Below are 10614 nucleotides of genomic sequence, written 5' to 3'. Positions count from 1 at the left end.
GTTTGACGGTAGATTCAATTGCGCCAGAGCCAATCGAACAAATTTGCTCGGCTTGATAATATTGATAGTTGATGATACGGTGTCTATGTTTTTCAAGGTAAGCACAGAAATTCTCAGCTCTTATGACTATGATCGCCTAGTCAGCAGAACTGTGGAAGTCAAAGAATTACTCGAATCTTTCATTGACAAGCTGAGTCATAACTTTTAAATGGTTAGTTGTTTGAAATAATTACCAACCAACAACCAACAACCAACTAATAACAATTGCATTATGATTCAACTCAGTCCAGAACACTTGCAAGCTATCCGCAACCATGCCGAAAGTATCTACCCTGAAGAGTGTTGCGGTATTATTTTTGGTCATCTTAGCGAGGATGGCAAAACTGTAGTAGAAATGATGCCCACAGAAAATGCTTGGAGTCCAGAAACCGCGACAGATTTTCCTGATGTTGAAGTAGTTGATGGGAGAAGGCGGAGATATGCGATCGCACCCCAAGTTATGTTAGCAGTTCAAAAAGAAGCACGAGCCCGCTCTCTCTGTATAATTGGTATTTATCACTCCCATCCTGACTATCCAGCGATTCCCTCAGAATTTGACCGACAGTGTGCTTGGCAGGAATACTCTTATATGATAGTTTCCGTGCAAAATGGCACAGCTGGTGAAATCAATAGCTGGTGTCTGGACGAAAATCACCAGTTCCAACCAGAAACAATTGAAAAGTTACTTTAAAAACCACTAAGACACAAAGACACAAAGGGTATCGTTTTTGGGTAGGATAAAAAGTCCGCGCTTCCTCATCAAACTGCTATGCTGAATCCGAATCTGGATGACATCCAGTTAACAAAAGACGATTACGAACGCTACTCCCGCCACCTGATTTTACCGGAAGTCGGTGTGGAAGGACAAAAGCGCCTAAAAGCTGCCAGTGTACTGTGTATCGGTACGGGTGGACTGGGTTCGCCATTGCTTTTATATCTAGCGGCGGCGGGTATTGGACGCATCGGTATTGTTGATTTCGATGTTGTTGATAGTTCCAACCTGCAACGCCAAGTGATTCATGGCACTTCTTGGGTAGGTAAACCTAAGATTGAATCAGCAAAGAATCGCATTCTGGAGATTAACCCCTATTGTCAGGTTGATCTTTACGAAACCCGTCTCAGTTCCGAAAACGCCCTGGATATTATTAGACCTTATGATGTTATAGTCGATGGCACAGATAATTTCCCCACCCGGTATCTTGTTAACGATGCTTGCGTGTTGTTGAACAAACCCAACGTCTACGGTTCTATTTTCCGGTTTGAAGGACAAGCAACGGTATTTAACTACGAGGGTGGGCCGAATTACCGGGATTTGTACCCCGAACCCCCACCACCAGGGATGGTTCCTTCCTGTGCAGAAGGTGGCGTACTAGGTGTTTTATGCGGCATTATTGGCAGCATCCAGGCAACGGAGACTGTCAAAATCATTATCGGCAAGGGTACAACTTTAAGTGGACGCTTGCTGCTGTACAATGCCCTAGAAATGAAATTCCGCGAATTGAAGTTGCGTCCTAACCCGGTACGTCCGGTGATTGAGAAGCTGATTGATTACGAACAATTCTGCGGTATCCCCCAAGCGAAAGCACAGGAGGCAAAGCAGCAGATGGAAATTTCGGAAATGACAGTACAGGAATTAAAGCAGTTGCTCGATAGCAGCGCTAATGATTTCGTGCTGCTGGATGTCCGCAATCCGCATGAGTACGAAATTGCGAAGATTCCCGGTGCGGTGTTGGTGCCGTTACCAGATATTGAAAATGGTAATGGTGTTACCAAAGTGCAGGAAATGTTGAACGGTCATCGCTTGATTGTTCATTGCAAGTCGGGTATGCGTTCCGCCAAAGCTTTGGGAATTCTCAAACAAGCGGGAATTGACGGTACGAATGTGAAGGGTGGAATTATCGCCTGGAGTAAGGAAATCGATCCATCAGTGCCACAGTATTAATAAAACAAACCACAAAGACACAAAGGACACGAATATTTCTTCGTGTCCTTTACGTTTTTTGGACTTGGGACAAAAAAGATGTTTCGCGCATCAGTTGACGTTTTGATCCCCCCTAGCCCCCCTTAAAAAGCAGGGCTGTTTCATTCCCTAAAAGGCTCTGATTTACAAGCGTCTAAGTCAAAAAAATCAGGTGATGAAAAAATCTAATTGGACAAGAAAATGGCGATCGCACTCAAATTTTCTGGTCTTTGCGGTGATTTTTCGCTCACCAACTTCAGCAAATTTTACAGCGAGTACTCTTGACAAAATCCTTACCTGATCGAATGAAACAGCCCTGCCTTTCTAAGGGAGATTATCCCTCTTATATAATTCTCCGAAGTCAAAATTTTAAAACGCTTGCCTGGAAAGGTTTTGAGTAATTGTAATCAGAATGAGATTCATTTTGATGACGAAATCTAAAACCCAGACTAGAAGCAGCTTCCAAGCGAAGGAAAGATTTTTATCTGCGGAGAGTAACATCTAAGGGTTATGGAGGATCTTCAGTAATCAAGTTCTGCTAACTGAACCGTATTGAATTCTAAGTAGGTCGGCACAAATACAGTTAACTCGTGAGGGTCATCATCTATCATTTGTCATTGGTAAGGGTTTTAGCAATTTTTAATTTTCTTAACATGACTACTTTTATTCCCACCTACCTATTTAGCAAAATAAAAAACCCCCACAAACTGGGGGTTTATTCTTTGGGAGAAAATTCTACTTAGCTACTTCCTAGTGTTATGGATCGAAGGTGACAAACTAAGAACACCAAGAATAGAAAAGTTCCCTGCTGAAAACGATATGGTTCAGATCAGCCCACAATATCCAAGTCTACTGTCGCCAGGCTTTGTTGATGTAGCCCCATCATGCCTGAGTGACGGCTAGCGTTAACTGAACCGTATTGGCATCAACCCTACGTCAGAATTACCGCAACTTTGTCACCAGTTTGCCCCGGTTGGTCGGTTATCTTTAAATAATAATTTGAAACAAATTGTTGCAATTCTTGGAACTCCCACATTACAAGGATCTTAGAGCAAAGGGATAAGGCTATGCTTTTTAAAACCATGCTTCAGCAAATTTTTCTTGGCTGTCGAATATCGATTCTAGTTCCTGTAATTTGTTCATTATTGGCAGGGTTTACACTCTTAATATACGGCGCTGCCCAAACTATCACTACGATAGGTCATGCTCTAAGCGTAGGTCATGTATCTGGCAAGGAAGCAAAGATGATGGTTTTATCGTTTATCGAAATCATCGATTTGTTTCTCCTGGCGACAGTTCTCTACATCACAGGATTAGGACTCTATGAACTTTTTATTGACAGTCGTATCAAGGTACCAGCCTGGTTAGAGATCCGTAACATCGATGACCTCAAAAGCAAGCTTGCCAGCGTCGTGGTAGTGATATTAGGCGTTGTGTTCCTCGGGCAGGCGGTAAGGTGGGAGAGTGGAAGAGAAATCTTGCCCTTTGGATTAAGTGTTGCCTTGGTGATTGCAACTTTAACTTATTTTCTGGGCGAAAAAAATAAAAGCGAAAAAATGAAAAAGTATTTAGGTAGTAACGGAACAAAAAACGCCATTATCCATGAAAATGAAGTAGAGTTTAGCAATAACGGGGGCAAATATTAACTTTACGTCAAAATCAGATCAACATCCTCTTCTGGTAAGGGAATTGGTAAACTCGCTATCAATTCCCATGTTTCTTTTTCCGTCAGTTGGATGTCTTTTGCGGAGTTTGTGCTGACAGGAAGTTTATTTATGTTGGTGTTCCCGCAACAACAATTAATTATAGCTGCAATAGGAGTATGGGTAGGTGCGATCGCTTGTTGTTGGAAGTTAGTTAAAGATACCAACGATAGACTTGATGAGGCTTTAATAGTTTTAGAGGAGGAGTCACTAGAAGTACACCATGAAGAGTAATAGTGGTACGTCGGCAGTATAAAATTAATGCTGGCCAGCCAGTAAGTTTACAATTATGCTCAACTGGAAAACAAAACTTTTGATATAGATAGTAAGTTCGGCAATTGATCCTCCCACCGCTAATCTCGTCAGATATGGCGGTGGCTTTCTGCGCGAATTAGGTAAAAATCTGAGTGAGGAGTGCAGATCAACTCCTTTGTCTGAACTCCTCACTCCTGACTTTTTACACCACACAGTTCAACTCACCCGCTTTTTGTGTAAAGCGGATATTTTCCCGATAGTCTACAGGGCAATCTATCACTGCTGGCACATCTTGAGCTAGGGCTTCTTTCAGCACAGGAACCAAATCGGTAGCTGCTTCTACACGGTAGCCTTTTAAGCCCATACTTTCGGCAAGTTTGACAAAATCAGGATTGCCAAAATGCACGAAAGACGATCTACCTTTGCCAAATTGATTTTCTTGCTTCCATTCAATCAAGCCGTAGCCACCATCATTAAAAATTAAGGTGACAAAGGCTGTACCAACACGCAAAGCAGTTTCTAATTCCTGGCAGTTCATCATAAAACCGCCATCGCCAGTTGCAGCTACAACTTTGCGATTGGGATAAACGAGTTTGGCTGCTAAAGCACCAGGAATGGCAATTCCCATTGCTGCAAAACCGTTAGAAATAAGGCAAGTATTGGGACTATAGCAGTGATAGTGACGGGCAATCCACATTTTATGTGCGCCGACATCAGAAATAACGATATCTTCTGGGCCCATGATCTGCCGCAAGTCATAAATTATTTTTTGAGGCTTGACTGGAAACCCGCTATCGTTGGCGTATTGTTCGTAGTCGGCGCGAATATTTGACCGTAAGTTAATAGCATAAGGATTGGGTTTACCCTGGCGGTCTGCTACTTTTAAGATTTCATAAAGAGAATCTGAAATATCACCTACTACTTCCACACTGGGAATATAACTACTATCTATTTCTGCTGGCGTGGCAGCAATATGAACAATGGGAATCTTGCCATCAGGATTCCATTTTTTCGGGGAAAATTCAATTAAATCATAGCCAATGGCTATTACTAAGTCTGTGTTATCAAAACCACAGGTAATGAAATCCCGCTGCTGCAATCCTACTGCCCACAATGCTAAAGGATGGGTGTAAGGAATAACTCCTTTGCCCATAAATGTATTAGCAACGGGGATATTTAGCTGAGTGGCAAATTGAGTGACAGCATCGCTGGCTTGAGCGCGGATGGCACCATTTCCTACTAAGATAATTGGATTAGTCGCCTGCGAAATTATTGCTGCGGCAGACCTAATATTCGCAAAAGAAGCAAAAGTTTTTTCGACATTATGCTTTTGCAAGGGTTTGCCTTCTACTGGCATAGCAGCAATATTTTCTGGCAAATCGATATGAACAGCGCCAGGTTTTTCACTTTGTGCTAGCTTAAACGCTTTCCGCACCAATTCCGGTGTAATACTAGGTCGCACAATCTGTTTATTCCACTTTGTCACCGGGGCAAACATTGCCACCAAATCCAGATATTGATGGGATTCGATGTGCATTCTATCTGTTCCCACTTGCCCGGTAATCGCTACTAAGGGCGCACCATCGAGATTAGCATCAGCCACCCCTGTCATTAAATTTGTAGCCCCTGGCCCAAGAGTTGAAAGACAAACTCCTGCTTTTCCTGTCAGACGTCCGTAGACATCTGCCATGAATGCCGCACCCTGTTCGTGACGAGTAGTAATAAATTGAATGGAGGAGTGTTTTATTGCTTCCAAAACGTGCAGATTTTCTTCGCCAGGGAGTCCAAAAACATATTCCACCCCTTCATTTTCCAAACATTGTACTAATAACTCTGCTGTATTCATTTAATTTCCTCACTAGCGAAAACAATTAATTGTTGGTGGTTGGTTGTTGGTTGTTGGTGGTTAGTTTTTCCAAACAACAAACAACGAACAACAATCAACAACTATTTAACCCACACCGTCTTAACATTGACGAATTCATGTATACCTTGAATACCCAATTCCCTGCCATACCCAGAACGTTTAATGCCACCGAAGGGGAGGCGGGGATCGGATTTGACCATACCGTTGATAAATACGGCACCTGCTTCGATTTCATTGACTAAACGCTGTTGTTGTTGAGAATTGGTTGTCCAAGCGCTTGCACCCAAGCCAAAGGGTGTAGCATTTGCTAGTTTAATTGCTTCGTCAATATTTGGTACGCGGAATAACAACGCCACCGGCCCAAAAAATTCTTCTTTGGCGATCGCACTATCCGGAGAAAGGTCTGTAATAATTGTCGGCGGATAGAAGTTGCCAGGACGATCTCCTAAAGGCTTTCCACCTGTGAGGACTTTTCCCCCAGAATTGACACTAGTTTGCACTTGTTGGTCTAAATCTTGGAGAATATCTGGAGTTGCCAGTGGCCCGATATCGGTTTCCGGTTGCATGGGATCGCCTATTTTCAGCGCATGGTATTTTTCTAATAGCAGCTTTTCAAATTTGTCTGCGATCGCTTCTTGGATGATGAAGCGTTTTGCTGCTATACATGATTGACCGTTATTCAACATCCGCGCTGTAGTCGCAACTGCAACTGCTGTTTCTAAGTCAGCACTTTCTAACACAATAAACGGGTCACTGCCACCCAATTCTAGAACTGTCTTCTTAATTTGTTTACCACATGCCGTAGCAAGAGATATGCCTGCTGGTTCGCTTCCTGTCAAGGTAGCAGCTTTGATGCGCTCATCGCTAATTAAATCGGCGACTTTGGCACCAGGTATTAACAAGGTTTGAAAAACACCTTCAGGGAAACCCGCTCTCTGGATAATGTCTTCAATTGCTAAAGCACACTGCGGCACATTAGAGGCGTGTTTGAGTAAGCCGACGTTTCCCGCCATGAGTGCGGGTGCTACAAACCGGAATACTTGCCAAAAGGGGAAATTCCACGGCATCACCGCGAGAACTATACCCAATGGTTGATATTTGACAAAACTTTTTGTTGCATCGGTTTCTACGTAGACATCAGCCAGAAATTCAGCGGCGTGTTCGGCGTAGTAGCGACAAACCCAAGCGCATTTTTCCACTTCGGCGATCGCACTTTTGTAAGTCTTGCCCATTTCCAGGGTCATCAACTTGGCAAAGTCCGCCTTTTCTTGTTCTAAGATATCAGCAGCTTTTTCCATCCAGCGCGATCGCTCTGGAAAACTCGTCATGCGGTACTTTTCAAAAGCCTGTTGCGCCAAATCCAGTTTGGCGCCAATTTCTGTATCATTATGTGGCTCAAAGTTTTTGAGCAACTCCCCTGTGGCGGGATTAATAGTGGCGATAGGCATTGCCTGACCTCCCGTAAACAGTAACTTGAGGTAGCATTCTAACTTTTACCCGTATCCATAGTGGAAGCTACCATCAAAATTTTAGACTTTTAGCCAAGGTTTGTTTTGCAAATGTTAATTTTTTGCAAAATAAATGCAACAAAAGATACGAATTATTCAGTAATTATATTGATTAATAGTTTTTAGGTGCTTAATGGTTGGATGTTAATTACCTATGGACAAAGTTTTTTGGTGCTGATGTGCGAGGAATTTCTCAAACATCTCAGCACTACGCTACGCTCATCTAAAGCCTAAATCTTAATTCCTAAAATTCTCTGACTCACTGCTGCCCACAGCCATATATTATTTGTTTACAGATATCAAATCTTCTATTTGGAGGCTTAGGGAATGTCTACAATGTCAGATCAGCAATACTAAATCAGTGCTAAGAAACTGAGACCGATTTTTTGTAGACTCAAACATAATTCAGATTGCTTTATGCAAGTTGAGTAGGAAACTTTTTTGGGTATAATGAACATAAAATTTATTGCTTATTTATTTAACTATAAATAAACAGTAAAATTATGTTACTTCTGGTGAAGGTTTGTTGCCAATACCCAGTTCTTTTTTACTACGCTTCAACTGCTTCCAGAGCGCATGGATTTGATTATAGGCTTCTTCAGAAGACAGCTTGCCAGCCGTCTCTAAATTAGTAATGTAGCTAACTTTTTGAGCAAATTCTTGGAGGTTGGCATTAAATACTAAGCACTCTGGTCTTACGTTACCGTGATAGCGACTGCGAGGGTAGAGGAAATTGTTAAAATTTTTTTGTTCGGACTGCACTATGATTCTCCTTATATTAATAACATCAATATTCTCCTAATATTCAAATATTGATGTTTTGATTAACTATTAAACTTATATATTAAATAATTTCCATGTCAGCTGTCATCTGCTTAAAGAATCAGTTAAATTTAAACTAATTCGTATCAGTGAATACACAGTTGAGCTTGACTTGATCCGATCAAAATTAAAGTATGGTTTTCCAATGGTTTTCCAATAGAATTTCCGGATGTATTGACTGCGATCGCCCTTTTTCAGCTTCCTTGGTTTTGGTCTCGGCAATAATAGTTCTGTTTATCATCACTTTTCATCATCCATTGGGTCAGTAGGCGATCGCTTTTTTGAGACATTAACGCCACTTATTACCAGAAAGTTTAAAATAGCATCTGCCTTAAGTAGTAAATTTATATAAGTTTTGTAAACTATTGTTTCGCACCTTTGGCATAGGACTGCTAAGCTGTTGCGCTTACACAATGACCAATGACTAATGACTAATGACGACCCTCACGAGCAATTATGCAATTTTAAGGCGTTACAGCCTATAAGTTTTTGCCCAAACAATATGTTTACACTTTTTTATTGTCATAAAAATAAAGGTAGCTGCATCGCTATTAGTGAAAATGGGACGCAGATTTTGATATCTTAGATAAAAAAATCTGAGCAAAGGATTCGCAGAAACATAAATGGACTGGATAACCGTACTGCGATCGCTTCAATCTGACTTCATCAAAAGGTTAACAACTGGTTGTCTGCTGCACTGTCAAACAGAAGGTCATTATAGTGAAATAACTATAATCTCTGGAGAAAGATTAAAGGCACTCAGGGAATTTTGCTGGCAGATGGCAGAAAAATATAAGCGCGTTTCGCCAGTCCGTGATGTTTTTATCAACTATCTGAAAGGAAAATTAGGAGAGGAAGTTGTTAAAGAACGTTTAGCTGATTTGATTACGGAAGTAGATTATGAAAAGCGATTTGGTGGAGATGGCAAAATAGATTTTACGTTGACTTGCGATCCATCAATTGGTATCGAAGTAAAATCTCGTTACGGTAGCATTGATAAAGTCAGATGGTCTATTAGTTCAGAGGAAGTGGAAAAAAATGCAGTTGTAGTCTGCATCTTGATTCAAGAAGAAGTGAATGAAGCACAATCAGAATATCACCTCTTCTTAGCAGGCTTTCTCCCAACTCAAATGATTAAGCTTAGAACTGGTAGAATTTCATTTGGGATAGAGCAATTACTATACGGTGGTGGTTTGCGATGTTATTTAGAACAATTACAATCTTCTACAAATTACAATTCATCTAATGAAAAAAATATCATCATTGATAAGTATCAAGATAAACATAAACCAAAGCTCAATCTAGTCTATCAACCACCCCAAAATCAATTGATAAAATCCTCTTTTCAGGCTGGAAAAAATGAAGCTGTACATGCTCAGAGTGAAGAGTTAAATATAGTTTACAGAAAACTTGGTGATGAATGCAGCCAGAAAGGAGAGTATGATGCTGCCATTATTAATTATAATCAGGCATTGCAACTTCAACCTCAGGACTCTGATACATATTACAAACGTGGTTTAGCGCGTTATCAGCTAGGAGATTATGATGGTGCGATCGCCGATTATACTCAGGCAATTTCAATCAATCCAAACCACGCCAAAGCTTATAACAAAAGTGGTTTAGCACGTTATCAAATTGGAGACTACGAGGGTGCAATTGCGGATTATACTCAGGCAATTAGAATTGCTCCTAATGATGCCGTCGCGTACAAAAACCGTGCTAATATTCGTTATTATATAGGAGATAATCAAGGAGCAATTGAAGATTACGCTCAAGCAATCAAGATTTATCCCAATAGTGATTATAAAAATTCCAAACGCACTCATTCTCATCCTCAAATAGGAGACTATCAAGGAGCGATTGAAATATCCTTTCAGGAGATTGAGATTAGCTCTAATGATGCTGATGCTTATAAAAACCGCGGTAATTTTCGCTCAAGCTTGGGAGATTACGAGGGAGCAATTACAGATTATACCCAGGCAATAAAAATTAATCCTAACGACTCTGATGCTTATTACAACCGTGGTAATGCTCGTCACGATCTAGGAGATTACGAAGGAGCAATTGCTGATTATACAGAAACTATTAAGATTAATTATAATGATGCTGATGCTTATTTCAATCGTGGTAACACTCGTTATTGTTTAGGAGACAAGCAAGGAGCGATCGAGGATTTTCAAAAAGCCACAGATCTCTATCGCAAAGAAGGTAATATAGCAGAATATAAAAAAGCACGCGAAAGAGTTTTAGATTTAGAAATCGAAGAATCTTTAGATGATTTAAATTTTTAAATAGTTAGTGGTTAGTAGTTAGTGGTTAGTGGTTAGTGGTTAGTAGTAGCCCTGTCAAGGTGGGTAAAAAACGAACCCAAATCTTAGTAGAGAAGACTATTTTCCTCTTTGTGTCCCTACCCTACGGGAAGCCGCCCTTGCGGTCGTCTACGCTGCGCTCGAGGGCAAG

8 protein-coding genes and 2 pseudogenes are annotated in these 10614 nt (G+C 41.0%); 6 read left to right on the top strand and 4 right to left on the bottom strand.

From position 1 onward, the window contains the following. Positions 1-121: pseudogene (locus HXY43_RS23960) on the bottom strand (ISKra4 family transposase); the annotation flags it as partial. Here HXY43_RS23960 and HXY43_RS27005 point away from each other — a divergent pair. From HXY43_RS27005 to HXY43_RS23940, 5 genes and pseudogenes are all read left to right on the top strand, one after another. Then, positions 107-208, top strand: a pseudogene (locus HXY43_RS27005) (diversity-generating retroelement protein bAvd family protein); the annotation flags it as partial. The pseudogenes HXY43_RS23960 and HXY43_RS27005 overlap by 15 nt on opposite strands. A gap of 63 nt (positions 209-271) precedes the next feature. Further along, positions 272-730, top strand: a complete 459-nt coding sequence (locus HXY43_RS23955; RefSeq protein ID WP_290888819.1) for a M67 family metallopeptidase — start codon at positions 272-274, stop codon at positions 728-730. Positions 731-808: 78 nt separating this feature from the next. After that, positions 809-1981: a molybdopterin-synthase adenylyltransferase MoeB gene (gene moeB / locus HXY43_RS23950; RefSeq protein WP_290888818.1), complete on the top strand. Its 1173-nt coding sequence runs from the start codon at positions 809-811 to the stop codon at positions 1979-1981. Between the two features lie 1085 nt (positions 1982-3066). Next, entirely contained in the window at positions 3067-3645 is a 579-nt protein-coding gene (locus HXY43_RS23945; RefSeq protein WP_290888817.1) for a YqhA family protein, read from the top strand. Positions 3646-3735: 90 nt separating this feature from the next. Further along, positions 3736-3936, top strand: a complete 201-nt coding sequence (locus HXY43_RS23940; RefSeq protein ID WP_290888816.1) for a hypothetical protein — start codon at positions 3736-3738, stop codon at positions 3934-3936. 223 nt (positions 3937-4159) lie between these two features. On the opposite strand, the gene HXY43_RS23935 is transcribed toward HXY43_RS23940, so the two are convergent. The 3 genes from HXY43_RS23935 to HXY43_RS23925 form a co-directional block, all read right to left on the bottom strand. Beyond that, positions 4160-5803 carry an acetolactate synthase large subunit gene (locus tag HXY43_RS23935; protein WP_026732037.1) on the bottom strand — a complete coding sequence of 548 codons (1644 nt, stop codon included), beginning with the start codon at positions 5801-5803 and terminating at the stop codon, positions 4160-4162. A gap of 101 nt (positions 5804-5904) precedes the next feature. Continuing rightward, positions 5905-7272 carry an NAD-dependent succinate-semialdehyde dehydrogenase gene (locus tag HXY43_RS23930; RefSeq protein ID WP_290888814.1) on the bottom strand — a complete coding sequence of 456 codons (1368 nt, stop codon included), beginning with the start codon at positions 7270-7272 and terminating at the stop codon, positions 5905-5907. 561 nt (positions 7273-7833) lie between these two features. Beyond that, on the bottom strand, positions 7834-8097 hold the full coding sequence (locus tag HXY43_RS23925; RefSeq protein ID WP_290888820.1) for a hypothetical protein: 264 nt from the start codon (positions 8095-8097) through the stop codon (positions 7834-7836). A gap of 680 nt (positions 8098-8777) precedes the next feature. Here HXY43_RS23925 and HXY43_RS23920 point away from each other — a divergent pair. Beyond that, positions 8778-10445: a tetratricopeptide repeat protein gene (locus tag HXY43_RS23920; protein ID WP_290888812.1), complete on the top strand. Its 1668-nt coding sequence runs from the start codon at positions 8778-8780 to the stop codon at positions 10443-10445. The last annotated feature ends 169 nt before the right edge of the window (positions 10446-10614 follow it).

The organism is Fischerella sp., from assembly GCF_013388695.1.
GTDB lineage: Bacteria > Cyanobacteriota > Cyanobacteriia > Cyanobacteriales > Nostocaceae > PCC9605.
Note: the sequence above shows the minus strand (reverse complement) of the source record. Positions and strands in the feature narration are given on the sequence as shown.